At 41.1% G+C, this 16,388-nt stretch carries 18 protein-coding genes and 2 riboswitches; of the genes, 8 read left to right on the plus strand and 10 right to left on the minus strand.

Annotation, left to right across the window (positions count from 1 at the left end):
- Positions 1 to 54: 54 nt before the first annotated feature.
- Entirely contained in the window at positions 55 to 522 is a 468-nt protein-coding gene (locus FQ087_RS14655; RefSeq protein ID WP_255452348.1) for a DinB family protein, read from the minus strand.
- An 85-nt stretch (positions 523 to 607) separates the two neighbouring features.
- Positions 608 to 985 (minus strand): hypothetical protein, encoded by a 378-nt coding sequence (locus tag FQ087_RS14660; RefSeq protein WP_149581322.1) that lies wholly within the window; start codon positions 983 to 985, stop codon positions 608 to 610.
- A gap of 292 nt (positions 986 to 1,277) precedes the next feature.
- On the opposite strand from FQ087_RS14660, the gene FQ087_RS14665 reads away from it, so the two are divergent.
- The 3 genes from FQ087_RS14665 (at position 1,278) to FQ087_RS14675 (ending at position 2,562) form a co-directional block, all read left to right on the plus strand.
- Positions 1,278 to 1,385, plus strand: coding sequence for a YjcZ family sporulation protein (locus tag FQ087_RS14665; protein WP_149581323.1), 108 nt, complete (start codon positions 1,278 to 1,280; stop codon positions 1,383 to 1,385).
- A gap of 159 nt (positions 1,386 to 1,544) precedes the next feature.
- Positions 1,545 to 2,189 carry a CPBP family intramembrane glutamic endopeptidase gene (locus FQ087_RS14670; RefSeq protein ID WP_188006766.1) on the plus strand — a complete coding sequence of 215 codons (645 nt, stop codon included), beginning with the start codon at positions 1,545 to 1,547 and terminating at the stop codon, positions 2,187 to 2,189.
- A 13-nt stretch (positions 2,190 to 2,202) separates the two neighbouring features.
- Positions 2,203 to 2,562, plus strand: a complete 360-nt coding sequence (locus tag FQ087_RS14675) for a hypothetical protein (protein ID WP_149581325.1) — start codon at positions 2,203 to 2,205, stop codon at positions 2,560 to 2,562.
- A gap of 64 nt (positions 2,563 to 2,626) precedes the next feature.
- Here FQ087_RS14675 and FQ087_RS14680 read toward each other — a convergent pair whose 3' ends face one another.
- Genes FQ087_RS14680 through FQ087_RS14685 form a run of 3 tightly spaced genes read right to left on the minus strand, consistent with a single transcriptional unit; the run spans position 2,627 to position 5,746 of the window.
- Positions 2,627 to 4,900, minus strand: a complete 2,274-nt coding sequence (locus tag FQ087_RS14680) for a sensor histidine kinase (protein WP_188006767.1) — start codon at positions 4,898 to 4,900, stop codon at positions 2,627 to 2,629.
- A gap of 2 nt (positions 4,901 to 4,902) precedes the next feature.
- Positions 4,903 to 5,079: a hypothetical protein gene (locus FQ087_RS22490; RefSeq protein WP_188006768.1), complete on the minus strand. Its 177-nt coding sequence runs from the start codon at positions 5,077 to 5,079 to the stop codon at positions 4,903 to 4,905.
- Positions 5,057 to 5,746, minus strand: a complete 690-nt coding sequence (locus FQ087_RS14685) for a response regulator transcription factor (protein ID WP_149581327.1) — start codon at positions 5,744 to 5,746, stop codon at positions 5,057 to 5,059. Before FQ087_RS14685 ends, FQ087_RS22490 begins: the two co-directional genes overlap by 23 nt.
- A 385-nt stretch (positions 5,747 to 6,131) precedes the next feature.
- Here FQ087_RS14685 and FQ087_RS14690 point away from each other — a divergent pair, with 385 nt between their 5' ends.
- Positions 6,132 to 7,043, plus strand: coding sequence for a CPBP family intramembrane glutamic endopeptidase (locus FQ087_RS14690; protein ID WP_149581328.1), 912 nt, complete (start codon positions 6,132 to 6,134; stop codon positions 7,041 to 7,043).
- A gap of 120 nt (positions 7,044 to 7,163) precedes the next feature.
- Here the strand turns inward: FQ087_RS14690 and FQ087_RS14695 are convergent, their stop codons facing one another.
- Together FQ087_RS14695 and FQ087_RS14700 are read right to left on the minus strand one after the other, a co-directional pair.
- Positions 7,164 to 8,033, minus strand: a complete 870-nt coding sequence (locus tag FQ087_RS14695) for a DMT family transporter (protein WP_149581329.1) — start codon at positions 8,031 to 8,033, stop codon at positions 7,164 to 7,166.
- A gap of 680 nt (positions 8,034 to 8,713) precedes the next feature.
- Positions 8,714 to 9,343, minus strand: a complete 630-nt coding sequence (locus FQ087_RS14700; protein WP_149581330.1) for a nitroreductase family protein — start codon at positions 9,341 to 9,343, stop codon at positions 8,714 to 8,716.
- A 133-nt stretch (positions 9,344 to 9,476) separates the two neighbouring features.
- On the opposite strand from FQ087_RS14700, the gene FQ087_RS14705 reads away from it, so the two are divergent.
- From FQ087_RS14705 to FQ087_RS14720, 4 genes are all read left to right on the plus strand, one after another.
- Positions 9,477 to 9,830 (plus strand): winged helix-turn-helix transcriptional regulator, encoded by a 354-nt coding sequence (locus tag FQ087_RS14705; protein ID WP_255452351.1) that lies wholly within the window; start codon positions 9,477 to 9,479, stop codon positions 9,828 to 9,830.
- Between the two features lie 243 nt (positions 9,831 to 10,073).
- Positions 10,074 to 10,119: riboswitch (PreQ1 riboswitch) on the plus strand.
- A 7-nt stretch (positions 10,120 to 10,126) separates the two neighbouring features.
- A complete protein-coding gene (locus tag FQ087_RS14710; protein ID WP_149581331.1) occupies positions 10,127 to 10,609 on the plus strand; it encodes a QueT transporter family protein in 483 nt (160 codons plus the stop codon).
- 64 nt (positions 10,610 to 10,673) lie between these two features.
- A complete protein-coding gene (locus FQ087_RS14715; RefSeq protein ID WP_149581332.1) occupies positions 10,674 to 10,904 on the plus strand; it encodes an excisionase family DNA-binding protein in 231 nt (76 codons plus the stop codon).
- A gap of 301 nt (positions 10,905 to 11,205) precedes the next feature.
- Entirely contained in the window at positions 11,206 to 12,699 is a 1,494-nt protein-coding gene (locus tag FQ087_RS14720; protein ID WP_149581333.1) for a BCCT family transporter, read from the plus strand.
- A gap of 191 nt (positions 12,700 to 12,890) precedes the next feature.
- Here the strand turns inward: FQ087_RS14720 and FQ087_RS14725 are convergent, their stop codons facing one another.
- The 3 genes from FQ087_RS14725 to FQ087_RS14735 are packed head-to-tail and all read right to left on the minus strand — an operon-like array spanning position 12,891 to position 16,022.
- Positions 12,891 to 13,877 carry a homoserine dehydrogenase gene (locus tag FQ087_RS14725; RefSeq protein WP_149581334.1) on the minus strand — a complete coding sequence of 329 codons (987 nt, stop codon included), beginning with the start codon at positions 13,875 to 13,877 and terminating at the stop codon, positions 12,891 to 12,893.
- The gene (locus FQ087_RS14730) at positions 13,835 to 14,701 is read right to left on the minus strand and encodes a homoserine O-acetyltransferase family protein (RefSeq protein WP_149581335.1); all 867 of its coding nucleotides are present in this window, start codon (positions 14,699 to 14,701) and stop codon (positions 13,835 to 13,837) included. The genes FQ087_RS14725 and FQ087_RS14730 overlap by 43 nt, the downstream gene beginning before the upstream one ends.
- Positions 14,702 to 14,732: 31 nt before the next feature.
- A complete protein-coding gene (locus tag FQ087_RS14735; protein ID WP_149581336.1) occupies positions 14,733 to 16,022 on the minus strand; it encodes an O-acetylhomoserine aminocarboxypropyltransferase/cysteine synthase family protein in 1,290 nt (429 codons plus the stop codon).
- Positions 16,023 to 16,147: 125 nt separating this feature from the next.
- Positions 16,148 to 16,263: riboswitch (SAM riboswitch) on the minus strand.
- Between the last annotated feature and the right edge of the window lie 125 nt (positions 16,264 to 16,388).

The following is a 16,388-nucleotide window of genomic DNA, read 5'->3' on the forward strand; positions in this document are numbered from 1 at the left end:
CACACGTCGCATTGTATCTGACATGTGTTGCCTGCTTTTTTATATGAATTACCCTTACGCCAAACGGTTCAATGCATTAATCATGCCTGCATGGACACCTTCATGCCAAACCGCAAATTGAACGATTGCCTCAACTGTTGCCATCGTATGCAAGGGCCCAATTGACATTGGTTCTTGTAATGTATTGTGTAGTTTACCTTCGAGCGTTTTAGCGATGCGCTCTGGTTGCGCTTCTAAAGCCGCAATGAGCTCGTCTGTTGATGGAGCATTTCCTTGCCAATCAGTAGGTCCAGACCCCGACACAAAGAGAGAAATCCATTCAGAATGGACAGGTTCATAACCTTCCACCGCTTTTGTAACAAGTGTTTCCATCGTTACAAAAATATGGCCCGCATTCCAACGTATCGTGTTATTGAACCCTGTTGGTTGTGCGTCCCAAGCTTCTGCTTTTGACTTTACAAGAAGTCCAAGTGTATAAATACGAGCGAATTTCAACTGATTCATTGTTTCGATGATGATCATTCCTTTCTTTTCTTCTCCTCCACTCTACAACATCTTATCGACAAATCCAAACGGTCGCTCCTCGAAAGGAACGACCGCTACTAAGTTATGGTTTAAATGGATCTTCATTCGGTTTCTCTTCATTCCATTTATCGTGTGTTTCTTGATCAAATTTGCTATCTTCTTTATTTTCTTCTCCAACAGAGTATTGCTCATCCGACTTTGGTTTATTATAACCTGTGTCTGTTTTGTAAGTTCCGAATGCTGACTGTTCGTTTTCACCAGTCTTATTCAGAGAATTTTTTCTAAAGACATCCGATGTATTCGAATCGGATGGATCTGCAAGTGGAAGCTCATCGGAATTTGCTACCCCTTTCACTTTCGGTTCAAGATCTTCTTTGTTTGGATACTTACCATCTGATTTTGTCATATTATCTTCTAATCCTCCTTCTTCGAATGGCACTTCGGAAAATGACTTTTCCACTTCGGTACCATAACACCTAATGGATGGACGTCAACCTATTTACTGAATAATTCATTGATTCATATATTAATAATACACTATTTTTAAACAAACGCGCAAGAGGAACGCTAACATGCATAGTACTACTGCAACTACAATTTTAGTTTTATTCAACCATATTATACTATTACTTTACTATTCCTCTAAATGTCTAAAAGAATAACTTTTTATAATTTAAGAGGTATTTGCCCTAACAGCCTAGTATCCTACGTGCATAAACTAAGCTATACCGCTCATGAAAGGAGTGTTGAAAATGGGTCAATACGACGGATGCGCAGGCGGATTCGGAGGGAATTCACTTGCGTTAATTATTGTACTTTTCATCCTGTTGATTATTATTGGTGCTAGCTTTATTTGTTAGAACCCCTTGTTCATTTAGCATAAAACAATTGCTAATTTCAAATCCTCTCTCGGAGAGCGCTGTTTAGGCGCTCTTTCATTTTGTATTTCCTGCCACTATATGAAACCTAATACATTGTTCTATCGTCCAATACTGAATTAGTGGATGGGGGCTCGAGCTATGAAAAACGGACTCATTTTATCGTTATTTAGTATCGTCTTCCTACTTTGGATTGAACAATATTTAGAGGTTGCATACATATGGAAAACGATAGCGAAAGCGATTCTTTTCCTTCTTATCCCGTTCATTATATTTCGCAAGTCAGGATTTTCATTCTTACGCTTTCGTAGAACCGATCTAAAGAGCATGAAAATTGCCCTCTGTTCTGGGATTGCGATCATGGCGATTATCATGGCGACGTTCATCATTTTACAACCATTCATAGACATCGATGCACTTGTAGCTGATCTTACAAATGCTGGGGTAACGGCTACAGTATTTCCCTTCATTGCCCTCTATATCCTGTTCGGCAATTCAATATTGGAGGAGTTTTACTTCCGTGGTTTATTGCCAAATCTTATTGGAAAGTCACGGCTCCGATTTATTTTACCGTCATTCCTCTTCGCCATTTATCATATCGCTATTTTTCTGCCGTGGTTCAGTCCAGCTCTTCTCGCACTTGCCGTTATCGGACTCTGGGTGGGCGGGATTATCTTTCAACTTGCCAATGAAAAAGGCGGAACAATTTTGCCTTCTTGGACGATTCATATGTTTGCGGACATTGGCGTACTAATTATCGGAGTGTATATCATCTACTTCTATTGAAAGGGTGATCGGATTGGAAGAAAAGCAGCCATTCAAAATACGCTATCTCTTCATTACACTCATCGCTTTCATCATAGTATTCACTTTCTATTATGGACAAACGTTTGAGGAAGCAATTTACTCGGATGGCTTTCCTGTTCCTGGACAAGCGAAAGTCTTTAAAGTATCGAGCGAAAAACGTTTTGAAAGTTACACTTGGAAACCAGCCTCCGAGGAAAACGGTCTGCCTATTCGCTATAAATTAATGATTCGATTAAGCGGTTGGAAAAAGATTGATCAAATTAGTACCCTGATAACATATGAAAAAAACGGCATGAAGGTCGATATCGTATCACAGAAAGACTATATTGGAATTTACGGGCAGAAAGATTAAAGCTGTACGCGTTGCCTCTTTGTATAAAGGCATTTGCGTACAGCTCATTTCATTTATATATCTTTTATACCGCCGCCACAACGACCGTTACTTTAAACAAATCACCATCAACTTCGATTTTCATATTCCCATTATGCAAATCAACAATGGATTGTGCGATGGCAAGACCAAGCCCCGAACCATCTGTATGGCGTGACGTATCCGCACGTTTAAAGCGCTCATATAATTCATCCGTATTTTCACCGAGCTCATACTTCGTCACATTTTTCACGACGAATTCGGCCGAATCGCCCACTTTTCGAAGCGTAATATAGACTCGGGTGCCCGGCAATGTGTACTTGATAGCATTAACAATCAAGTTATCCAATACGCGCCACCATCTTTTCCCGTCCACATAGGCAACAAGTTCGGAATCAGGGAAATTCACCCTAAAGTCCAGTCCTGATTTCGAAATCTCCTCTTCATGCTCTGCAAGAGCTTGCTGGAGTAATTGTGTCATATCGACACGTTGCTTGTTAAGCTCCAAGTTACCACTCGCCATTTTCGATACTTCGAATAAATCCTCAATCAGCGTCTTCAAACGCTCTGATTTTTTATCGAGTATACCCACATATTTCATACGTTCTTCCTTAGAAAGGTCTTCGTTCTTCAATAAATCCGTGTACGTAATAATTGATGTCAACGGCGTCCGAAGATCATGGCTCACATTTGTAATCAATTCTGTTTTCAAGCGTTCACTTTTCGCCTGTTCAGTCATAGAATTATGGACGCCTTCACGAAGATTATTCAAATTCTTAGCATGTTCGGCAAGTGGAGATTTCCCCTCAATAGCAATCTCTTTGAACAATCGCCCATTTGCCATCGCTTCCGTAGCGACCATAATACGGTTCAAATACGCTGTTCTTCTCACAAAAATATAGAGGAATGGCAATCCTACAAATAGGACCAGCGGAATGTAAATCATTATTAATATAGGTTGAATTAAAACACCAAACAGTCCGATACCCGCAAAGAAAAAACCAATTAATAGAAGAAACATCTGAACACCAATGGATCGATTCAAGAACATCCCTTTCCATGCAAGTAAGAACCTCATACTGTAACTTTCTTTAATATCCTGCTCCAACGCTCCCCTAACCTTCACACGCCCGACAAGTAGGACCAATTGGAATACTATCATCCATAGGAAGACCATTAAGATGACAAACGTCATTCCAAGAAGGACTCCGCTTTCTAATCTATAATGAGTAAAAAACACGACATAGCGCCCTACAACATTTCCCACTAAAACCCAAACAATACCGGCTGAAAGCAATAGCAATGCTGCTTTCAGGTCAATCTTCTGCCGTTGGTATCTCTCTACAAAATAGCTTGTCGTGACCCATACCTTATTGAAACGTATAACCGTCAACAAAGCCGCTAAAGCAAGTACACCAAGCATCCAAAGGAAATATAAACTTAACTGCTTTTGATTATATTGGTCTACATTTATACCTAGAGAACCTTTCTGCAATGCACTTTGCGGTACAACTACAGTCCCCTCAAATTTCTTCACCATTTGTGGCTGACTAGACTCCAAAGCGTTGTCTTGTGCATGCTCTGAAACAGTCTCTTCCGTTACGGTTGAAACAGTATCTCTGAACGCCGAAACCCCACTTTCATAGGCCTCTGACGAATAACTATCATAATAAAAGTCATCCATCCGATCAGGCGCCGCAAGGAAATAACCTTCCTCCGCACTGAAGGTCTCTTTATAGCCCGTCGTAACATGGATATCTCCTGAAGTGAACTTTTCTCCCGTTTGACTATCCGTTAATTCATAAACAACAGGAAAATGAAGATTTTCCTCGGTATTCTGAATGCGTCGCTGCAATTCTTCTTCTAGTTGTTTCTCTTTACTTCCACGGATCTTTGCTTCTACATGAGCATCCGATTCAAAGTTCATCCGAATGTCGTCGATTTTCGCATCGCGCTCTTCTATCAATGTCTCTTTCAGCTTTTCACTTTTCCCTGCTTCCGCATCGGTAATTCGTTGCGTATATTGCGTTTCAATATTACCAATCTGTTCAGAAAGCGTACCATAGTAATTACGATGCTCTTCGATTTCGGATTTAGTAACTGTAATCCGCTTTTTCTCCGCCTCTATATCAATCGGATTCAAAACAGCTTTAGTAAGATTTCCATAAAAGTTATTCATTTCCCATTGAAAATCATTCGACTCTACATAGCTCTTGCCAATATAACGCACGTTACCACCTGTCACTGAAAGCAATGCCGTTAAAAATAATACCGCTAATGAAGTCCACACAACAATTTGTATACCATATTTCTTTTTCACCGTCATACACTCCCTTTCATTATCCGTGTAAGGTAAGCAATCGCCCGACCCGAACGTTCTACACCATTGCCAACCAAGTCGATGATGTGGGAGAAACAATAACCAATACTCAATGCCGCAATAACAATTGCAAGGATTGACCAAAAAGTACTGTAATCATTTTTCGATTTTGTATCCAATGCCCCACACCACCTTTACATATCTCGGATTTTTTGGGTCCGCTTCGATTTTTTCTCGGATTTTACGAATATGAACTGCGACAATATTTTCAGCATTGTACGCCGCCTCGTTCCAAACACGTTCGTAAATTTCATTGATGGAAAACACACGTCCCGCGTTTTTCATCAGTAATTCTGTGATTTTGAATTCAATCGGTGTCAATCTCACCACATCACCATCGACCGTTATTTCCTTTGCATCCTCATCAAGAACAAGTCCGTCAATCTCTACTTTTTTCTGACCGTCATATGTACCAAATTGAATATATCGACGTAATTGCGACTTCACCCGTGCCATCAATTCCATTGGATGGAACGGTTTGGTCACATAATCATCGGCACCAACGGACAAACCGTGAATTTTATCAGAGTCCTCCGCTTTTGCACTTAACATGATAATCGGGATATTACGCGCTTCTCGAATTTTGAATGTCGTTGTAATACCATCCATATTCGGCATCATAATGTCGAGAATGAGGAGATGGATATCATTCTCTGCCAATAACTCAAGCGCCACTTTGCCATCCGCAGCCTTTAGTACATCGTATCCTTCATTCTTCAAATAAATTTCAATCCCGTCACGGATATCCTGATCGTCATCGGCTACGAGCACTGTGAATTTCGCCATCTTCCGCACCTCGCTTTTCTTAACTCTATGATACCAATTGTACCCGTCAAATCTTAACATTTATCAACTGTAATTATGAAGAAAGTCTTAAGATACGTTTTTGGGATTCACTTTCTTCTTCAAGTTAATTATCGTCAATCTTCTATTTGCCATTCTAAAAAGCATTGTCATCGACTATAGTTATCAAGTACTTTTAACTCGACGAAAAAATGTCTATCTATATTGTATAACCATTCACTTAAGTTCATATTATTTTCTATGACTATAGGCACCTGAATTATGGATATCACGTTTCTTCTATTGTTTGTAAGCTTTCATAGAGCAAAACCGCGCATATAGCTCACGACTATTCGGTATAAGGACTTTAGGAAATTGGAGGAATAAGATGTTTAAAAACCAATCGGGTCAAGTAAGGGCTGGCTGGCTCATATTACTAGCTTTTGTCGTCATGTTGATTGTCCAACAGTTATTCACAGTTCCAGGGATTCTTCTATTAGTGTTCACTGAAGCACCTTTTAGTGAGGGATTTAGTTATCTCGAAATGCAAACTGCTTTTGATGCTCACCCATGGATTTTTCTTTTAATGCAAGGCGGTGGTACAGCCGGAGGAATAGTAATCACTCTTTTGCTATGGCGTTTTTTAAATAAGGGTTCCATTAAAGAGCTTGGCTTTAGAAGTTCTATGAAAGACTTGTGGTTTGGGCTTGTTCTTGGAGCGCTGTCGATTACCGTGATTTTCATTACATTGATGGCGACTGGCAATGTGACGCTCCTGAATTCATTGTCAAAACCTCATTTTTCAATATTCACGGTCACTTTTCTTGTTCTATATATTCTCGTTGGTATCTTCGAAGAGATGTTCTTTAGAGGTTATGTCATGTCCACCATGGCAAGCAGAGGGAATAAAAAGTGGGTTATTTATGTGGCGTCTGCTTTGATTTTCAGCATCGCACATAGTGCAAATCCAAATGTAAGTATTTTAGGATTAGTGAATATTGCACTGGTCGGGCTATTATTCGCCTATATGTTTGACACTACCAAAAGTCTGTGGCTGCCGATTGGTTATCATATTACATGGAACTACTTCCAAGGAAATGTCTTTGGATTTGCGGTAAGCGGTACTGCGCCAAACGGCATTTATAGTGTTGAAATAGTCGAGGGACATGATTGGTTGACAGGTGGAGCATTCGGCCTGGAAGGCGGAATGCTAGCAACGTTGCTAATCTTGGCTGGTTTTTTTGCTACAAATCTTTATTCCAAATCGAAAAACTCAAGAAAAGCGCAAGCACCTAGGTAGATCCGAAAAGCGCTGGAGTCTAGGCACTGCACTAGGTGAACAACTTATTCTTTCATTTTAAACATATAGGAAGCCTTTAAAGCTCCCTGTATTTCGGTCTCCAAACATAAACAAGAATGTTCAAACTTTCGCTTTTCTACCGCTCAACGTCAATATGAGAATCCCACCAAGCAACATCGCAATGCCTATCCACGACGTTCCATTCAGCCGCTCACCAACAACAATTACACTTAATATTGCAGCAGTAAGTGGTTCAGCGAGTGACAGCGTGACTGCTGACGATGAAGGTATTCGTTTCAATCCGGCTGAGAATAGGATATATGCCACACTGGTTGTGACGATCCCAAGATACAACACAACAGAAATTCCACGCCCCGTCATAAGCCCTTCCGTTTCGAATAAAAATAAGAATGGCAGCAGCATTATCGCACTCATCGAAAAGATAACCGCAACAGCAGGCACAGCATCGACCTTGTCTAGTACCTCTTTATTGACGAGGGTATAAAAGGCGAATAACAACCCAGCTCCAAGTGACATCGCGATTCCCACTGGATTGACAACGATTCCATCTTTATTTAAAAAGAGCAGCGCACACCCTATAATTGCAAGCACTGTCGCCATAATCCACGCCCTAGTTGGGCGACGTTTTACTAATAACCATTCAATGATTCCAGAAAAAACTGGAGCACTTCCGATTGTGACGACCGTGCCTATAGCAACGCCCGTTAATCTGACAGAAGAAAAAAATAAATATTGAAAAATAGCCATTGAAATAGCTGCATACAGGGTAGATTTCCACGGCCAATTCCGAAAATCGATTTTACGCATAATGAGTAAAATCGCTAGTAATGAAAAACCTCCTACAGCAAGCCTCGATGCCCCAACAGCTAACGGATGGATCGTTTGTGGCATAAATGTTTGGGCGGTGCCGGTCGTTCCCCAAAGAATCGCTCCAAACAGCACGACTAGATATGAAATACGCTGTGACAAAGTGATCACCCCTTTCTCTCTATATAGTAGAAGATACCACAAAAATCAGACTACCCGACACCATAAATCTGCTTAATTGAATCCCCTTTTGGTTATACGAACTTAGATAAACCGCTCACTTCTGCCGATTAACCAAAATTATTCAGCAAAGAACTTAATCATTCCCTGGCTGCTACTTGCATAATTATGATTTTGTGCCGCTTTGGATTGAATGACTTCTATTACGTTTATCGAGAAATCTGGATGTGTATAGATGCGACTTTATCGCATCCCTACACATTTTTTTCGGTAATCATATAGTTGTCCTTCATCCGTCGCGCTCCAAATGCATAAGTACACGGAGTACTGAAGCTCTTTGGAAAGAAAGAATAGCTGGCTTCCTACCTAGAGAAAAACCGCCAAAGATGCAATTTTGGCGGCTGACTCTGTCTCGATGGTTTTTTCTTTTTTATTTTATAGATGTGTCACTTTATATTAGGCAACATAATCTATGTCGAAAGTAAGCAAGGAACACATTGTACAAAGTACAGTAGTGCCCGAAATTGCATCTTCGGGCACTTACACTCTCCATAGAATGTCATCTATTCTTTTCTTCCAACAAGTAAACTCAACTAGAATGTCGCCGTGATACGTATACAAAAAGCCCGAAATGCGAGTAGCATCTCGGGCAATCTTCTTTCTTATATAAATCGCACAACCTCATCTAAAGGCAGGCGGGAAGACCCGAATGCCGGTGCGGCAGCTTTTCCTAAGGCAATCAGTACAATCGGGAATTGATCACTAGGAAGGTCGAATCTCTCAGCAAATTTCACTTTGTCGAAGCCTCCTAATGTACAAGTATCATAGCCTTTTTCTTTCGCAATCAACATCAGTTGCATAGAAACAAGCCCTGCATCATAAGCAGCGATGTTCATTCTTGCCTCTCTTGGAGCATGCGGATAAGTCGCATATGTACCGGCAATCGTACGGTCTTTAATCGACTCATCCATATGGCCTTCTGCAACATTTTGTGTGTAGATTTGCTCCACTTTCTTATACGCATCAATATTACCCAAGACAGCGATAACAGCAGATGAATCCCCAACTTGGGCTTGATTATTAGCGATGACTTGCAGCTCTTTTTTCACCTCAGGGTCTTGGATGACTAAAAAACTCCAAGATTGCAGGTTACTAGATGAAGGAGCCATTGTAGCCAGCTTCAGCATTTCTGCAATTTCCTCTTTTGCGATTGTAGCGTTCTGATCGAACACCCTCACCGATTTTCTTGCCTTCATTACACTATATAAATTTGAATCCAATGTTGTAGTCATTGTATTGCCTCCCTTTTTAGACTTACTAATAGTAAGTCCTTATTTACAACTTACCATTAGTAAGTTGTATGTGTCAACCCTAACGATACATGTTAAGATAGATGAAGGATTAAGCAGAATGGAGGTTTGACTAGTGAATCGACCGAAAGATTGTGGAATTTCATCATATGTCTGTAACAACTTTCACGATACGATTGAATTTATCGGCAAAAGATGGATGGGGGTAATTATCTATACACTAATGTCCGGACCCAAGCGCTTTCATGAAATCACTGAGGGAATTCCAGGGATATCAGATCGACTTTTAACAGAGCGGCTGAATGAATTAATCAAAGAAGGCCTTGTTACAAAAAAACAACTTGAGTCTTCTACTACTATAGTCGGATATGAGCTAACGGATAGCGGGATGGAATTGAAAGAAGTTATTACTGCAATTCGGAACTGGATGGCAAAACAAGCAAACAAACCTCTAGACCCGCTAGGTTAGAACACTTATAAAACTCTCTGAAGAGCTATTACCTCTAGAGGTTTATAGCTCTTTTCACTTGCTCTGAAATACCATATTTATCTTGCTCAAAATTCGTTCGTCCATTTATATCTAACTGAACCGTAGCTTCTATAGAAATTTGGTCATTGATTTTATTCATATCCAAATTCAAATCCCTATTTTTCCCTGCCCAAAGACATGTACGAATCAAAAACACTATGATACACTGTATTGCAGGCTTTTTAACACGTGGTTCGTAACCATCCCACGCTAAAAAAACTAGGAGGAAAAAAATAATGAAAATAAAAACAATGGCCATAAGCGGAATTATTGCCGCTTTATATGTAGCCGTATCGCTATTAGTAGCTCCATTAGCATACTCAGCCATCCAATTCCGAATTCCCGAGATGTTCAACCACCTCGTCGTATTCAATAAGAAATTCATATTTGGTATTGTACTCGGAGTATTTGTGACAAACTTATTTTCTCCACTGGGCATGTATGACCTAATTTTTGGGGTAAGCCAATCAGTACTAGCACTTTCGATCATGATTTTTTCCGCTAAATTTATATCAGGTATTTTCAAGCGAATGGTCTTCAATACACTTGTCTTCACCTTTACAATGTTCATCATTGCTTTCGAGTTGAACTTAGCGTTAGAACTTCCCTTTTTACTTACATGGTTAACAGTCGCTATAGGTGAATTCGTTGTCATGGCAATTGGGATTCCAATTATGATGGCTTTGAATAAACGTATAAACTTCGAAAAATTGATTTGACCAAAACTGTCCCTGCCACTTTGTCTTCAATTGAATTGGCAGGGATTTTTCAAGGAGGGTTACGATGTATATCTCCATTAAAGAAACTGCTGAACACCTTGGCATGCCCGTCGAACAAGTCCAAAAGTACGTGCGAGAAGGTCGTATCCGTTCCGTCCATGATGGCGAGCAATTCCTCATTAACAAAGATCAGTTTGGTCTCTATTTGGAACAACTCGAAGGATTGAAACACCAAATCGATGAATGGCGGAACGAACCGATTCCACCCGATCGTGACATTAAAGATGAAGATTGAAAAACCGGCTGAAGGTCTATGGACTTTCAACCGGTTTTGTTTTAATTAGAAATGGATTCTCCTTTCAATAAAGTTAATCTTCATTCAGTGGAGGGGTTCTTCATCCCCCATATAGTCTACTTGTTTCATCCAATACTTGAAGTGAGGGTCTTATTGCCCTTTAATATGGGATAAAGTTAGGGAAAGGAATGAAAATCGTTATATACGGGAAATACTAAATACACTGATTGATTGCTTTAAAAATGCTTTACTAGTATAGTTATAAGCTGTTTCAAAATCACAATTTACAAGAGGGAGAAATATGAAAAAAATATCAAATGTTTTTTATATCACAATTGGTCTTATTATTTTGACTGTTGGATATGGTGCACTTGCACCTGAAAGTTTTGGGGCAGTCACAGCGAACGTCAAAAACTTTGTTGCGTCGTCTTTTGGTTGGTACTATATGCTACTCATGTCATTCATGTTAGCGCTCAGTTTCTATTTCATCGTCAGTCCATACGGAAAAATCCGTCTTGGAAAAGATTCGGACCGTCCGCAGTTTTCAACAGTTACATGGGTTGCCATGCTGTTTTCCGCAGGTATGGGAATCGGCCTCGTCTTTTATGGTGCCGCTGAACCGTTATCGCACTTTGCGATTAGTCCCGCTTCGGAAGATCCCAATACGGATGCTGCCTTTAAAGAATCACTACGTCAGTCATTCTTCCACTGGGGTATCCACATATGGGCCATGTACGGCGTTACTGCACTATCTCTAGCCTTCTTCCAGTTCCGTAAAGGAGAACCGGGATTAATTTCAGCAACATTGAAGCCGATATTCGGGCAAAAAATGGTTGGTCCGTGGGGTACTCTCGTTGATGTACTCGCCGTTTTTGCGACAGCATTCGGTGTCGCTACATCTCTCGGCTTCGGCGCTGTTCAAATTAATGCAGGCCTAAACTACTTATTTGATGTTGAGATATCTATCTCTTCACAGTTTATCATCATTGCAGTTATCACAGTCTTATTCGTTGCATCCGCATGGTCAGGGTTAAGTAAAGGCATAAAGTATTTGTCAAATACAAACTTAGTTCTTACGCTCGTATTACTTGGATTTATCGTTATTCTAGGACCGACATTGCTCATTTTCAATATGTTCACCGATTCACTTGGTGGTTACTTTTCAAACTTAATCCAAATGAGTTTTGGCACGGCGCCTTTGAATTCCACTGACCGAGAATGGCTCGACACTTGGACAATTTTCTACTGGGCATGGTGGATCGCTTGGGCACCATTTGTCAGTATGTTTATTGCCCGTGTTTCAAAAGGTAGGACAATTAGAGAGTTTATGATTGGAGTGCTTGCCGCACCTACACTTCTAGTTACTTTCTGGTTCTCAGCCTTCGGTTCTACAGCGATTGATATCCAGAAAACAGGAATTGCCGATTTGACAACATCCAGTACAGAACTAACTATCTTTGAAATGTTCAATGTGATGCCAATGTCGTTCATCATATCCCTTTTCGCTATTTTGTTGATTGTTTCGTTCTTCATCACATCGGCTGATTCGGCGACTTTTGTCCTCGGTATGCAGTCTACAAATGGTTCGTTGACGCCACCGAATAATGTAAAGCTCATTTGGGGTGTTATACAGTCTACAATTGCACTTATCTTGCTTTCCGTTAACGGTCTCAACGCCTTACAAAATACGATTATTATTGCAGCATTACCATTCTCTTTTGTCATGTTGCTTATGGTTGTAGCATTGCTTAAAGCTTTAAAAGCTGAAGTGAAATTGATGAAATTAAAAAAATGATTCTAGAAAAGCGATTCCAGAAATGGAATCGCTTTTTCTTAACCATGAAATGATGTCTAGGTGCCAGACGCTCGGGATCATAAGCCAACCCAGCTATGCTAGCTTAGAACGCCTCTTCGTACCTGCAGGATGGACCACAAGAAGTGGTGCACTTAAGCTACGTTCATTTATAACGGCACCTTACGTTTTTCTTAACTATTTACAAGAACTCTTTCACGTTTCCCAATCATTTGAAAGAAATCTCCGACCATAGCACTTGCCGTAGGATACATGCCTGCGCCTGGACCTACAAGTGTTAAGATACCTAGATAATCGGTTTCGACGATGATTGCGTTGTCCACACCGTCGACACCGTATAACGGATGGGCAGAACCGATTAGTACGGGCCCAACACTCCCGTTCAATGTCCCATTTTCATCAATCGAAATCTCAGCGATATGTCGGTAACGAAGTTTCCCCTTAAATGCACCCGCTACATCTTCAATCGTAACCCTGTCGATTCCAGCAACCTGAATATCTTGCCAATTCGGCTGTTTACCAAATGCAAGTGCACTTAAAATCATCAATTTCCTAAATGCATCTTTTCCACTTACATCGTCCGTCGGATCCGCTTCCGCATAACCGAGCGCCTGTGCTTCGTGAAGCGCAGCTTTAAATGGAATTCCCTCTTCACGCATTTTAGTCAATATAAAGTTCGAAGTACCATTCAAAATCCCTTGAATTCGTCGTACTCGATCTGTAGGCAACAAGTTCGTTACTGTGCGAATAATCGGTACGCCGCCCGCTGTCGTTGCTTCATATCCTAACTGAACTCCCCGGAACTCCGCATGTTTATATAATGCAGGACCATGTTTTGCGAACATCTTCTTATTTGCTGTTATGACATTAAAACCTTTTTCTATCGCATCCGAGAGATACGTATAAGCAGGTTCTTCCCCAACAATCGCCTCAAAGATGAAGTCGATATCCGGATTCGAGAGTATTTCTTGAATGTCATCCGTGATCTTTATCCCAGGTGTAGCCAGACGTTTTTTTGCCGTATCCCGGACTAAAATAGAATCGATGTCGATTAAGTAACCTGTTTGCTGCTTAATTTCTTCTTTTCTTTCATTCAAAATCCTATAAATCCCTTCACCTACAGTGCCGAAACCAAGTAAAGCGACTTTGATTGACGCCATTTCGCCACCTCCATGGACTGCTTAACCACAAGTCCCCATTTTTCAAATTCCGTTAAAAAGCTATCATGGCCATGTTTTGTATTAACCAAACAATAGATAGAGTTCGGAATTAAATGCACGAACGCACGAATCTCTTCCGTTGAATACATCAGATCATTCGTAAACGCAAGTGCCACCACTTTTGCCGTTATTCGGCGTGAAGCTAGTTCAACACCGCCTCTGCCGCGCCCAATATTATGTGACTTCATAGCCCGAATTAAGGGGTAGAAGCTTTCCATTTCATTGTCGTTATTTTTTTTTGTATATGAACTATTTCCTATTTTGTTTGATTGCGATTTCGCAGCCATCGGGTAAAGAATATCCATATCATCCGGATATAAAATACCCCACTCAAGCGCACGCATTCCGCCGAATGCACCGCCGATAATCGCGCGAATCCGATTGACGCCAAGTATCGCCAACGCTTTCCTCTCAGCATGCACCATATCGCGAATTGTCACTTCCGGAAATAAGTTTCGGTACGCTTCTCCCGTGTCCGGATTAACAGTTAAAGGCCCTGTAGATCCGTCACTTCCTCCAAGTGCATTAATAGAAATGACGCAATTCTGGTTCGTATCAATCGTTTTTCCTGGACCGATAAGACCACTCCACCAACCCGGACTTTCATCCGTTCCGACTGTAGTATGATTTCCTGTCAAGGCATGACAAACTAAGACGACCGGTCTATCCAGACTGCCCTTTCTTTCATAAGCAAGCTGTACATCTCTCAAGATGACACCGGATTCCAATGTCAAGTTCCCGATTTCTACTATTCCCGTCTCCACGATTGTCACGCCCTTTCTTGTTACAAAAAAATCATACTGTTACTGGTACCGCTATTTCAATCGCCTGCTCCAAATCTGCAATGATGTCTTCTACAGATTCAAGCCCAACCGATAGTCTGATTAATTCTTCTGTTACACCCGACTTTTTCAAATCCTCAGGTCCTAGCTGTTGATGCGTCGTCGAAGCGGGATGGATAATCAGTGATTTTGCATCCCCAACGTTCGCAACATGCGACCATATTTTGACGTTATCAATTACCTTCCGGCCTGCATCACGTCCACCTTTAATACCAAATACAATAATGGAGCCAAAACCGTTTTTCAAGTACTTTTTCGCAAGGTCATATGATGGGTGATCTACGTTGCCTGCATATGTTACCCATTCAACAGATGGATGTTTCTTCAAGAACTCCGCTATTTTAACGGCATTTTCATTATGCCTTGTCACACGCAGATGCAGCGTTTCAAGTCCTTGCAGGAAGTTGAAGGCACTATCCGGATCCAGACAAGGCCCAAAATCACGCAACAGCTGTACGCGGAGCTTAGTCGCAAATGCTGCTGCCGCTGTATCGATTCCATAACGGAGACCATGATAGGACTCATCTGGCTCTGTAAAGCCTGGGAACCTTCCTTGTGTCCAATCAAATGTACCTGCATCAACAGCAACTCCACCGATTGTCGTACCATGTCCACCAATCCATTTTGTAGCGGAATGGATGACAACATCTGCACCAAACTTGATAGGATTCGAACCATATGGCGATGCAAATGTACTATCAATGAGAAGCGGAAGTCCGTTTTCATGCGCAATCTCCGCAACAGCTTCAATATCAAGAACATGGAGGCTTGGGTTACCGATTGTTTCTGCGAATATTGCTTTTGTTTTATCTGTAATTGCTGCGCGGAAGTTTTCAGGATCCGTTGCGTCGACGAATTTCACATTAATACCGTAACGTGGAAGCGTTGCAGCGAATAGATTATACGTACCACCATACAGATTGCTAGCTGCTACAATTTCATCACCGGCACCTGCAACATTCAGGATAGAAAAAGCGATAGCTGCCATGCCTGATGAGAACGCAACTGCTGCCGTACCACCTTCAAGAAGTGCAATACGCTCTTCGAAGACTGCAACGGTTGGGTTCGTAATACGTGTATAGATATTGCCTGCTTCTTGCAACGCAAACAATTTTTGAGCGTGTTCTGTATCACGGAATACAAAAGAAGAGGTTCTATGAATTGGAACTGCGCGTGAACCTGTTACAGGATCCGGTTTTTGTCCACCATGTAGAAGAAGAGTTTCAGGTTGAAGTTTTGTCAATGTCATTACCTCCAGAAGTTTTTTTAGATGGATTTTATTATGATTTGCGGAGGCGTTGGGGGTATTTTGGGAATAAAAATAACCCGCTTCGCTTAAGAAGAGGGTTATGCTTTCGCTTATTCCTCCCCTTATCTTTCAGACCGCTTGCGCGAATCTGTAGGAAGTAGCACCTTTACAAGCTGGTCGCTTGCTGGTTGCCGGGCATCGCAGGGCCTAGTCCCTCCGCCGCTCTTGATAAGAGTTTGTGATATTCAGTTTTCCATCTTGTGACATAGTATAGTAGATATTTCAATACTATGTCAATAGTTTACCTAATAATATTTCTGAAACTTTCGTTTACATGAAATGTTACAATTAATATATCGC

The sequence above is a fragment of the Sporosarcina sp. ANT_H38 genome, from assembly GCF_008369195.1.
GTDB lineage: Bacteria > Bacillota > Bacilli > Bacillales_A > Planococcaceae > Sporosarcina.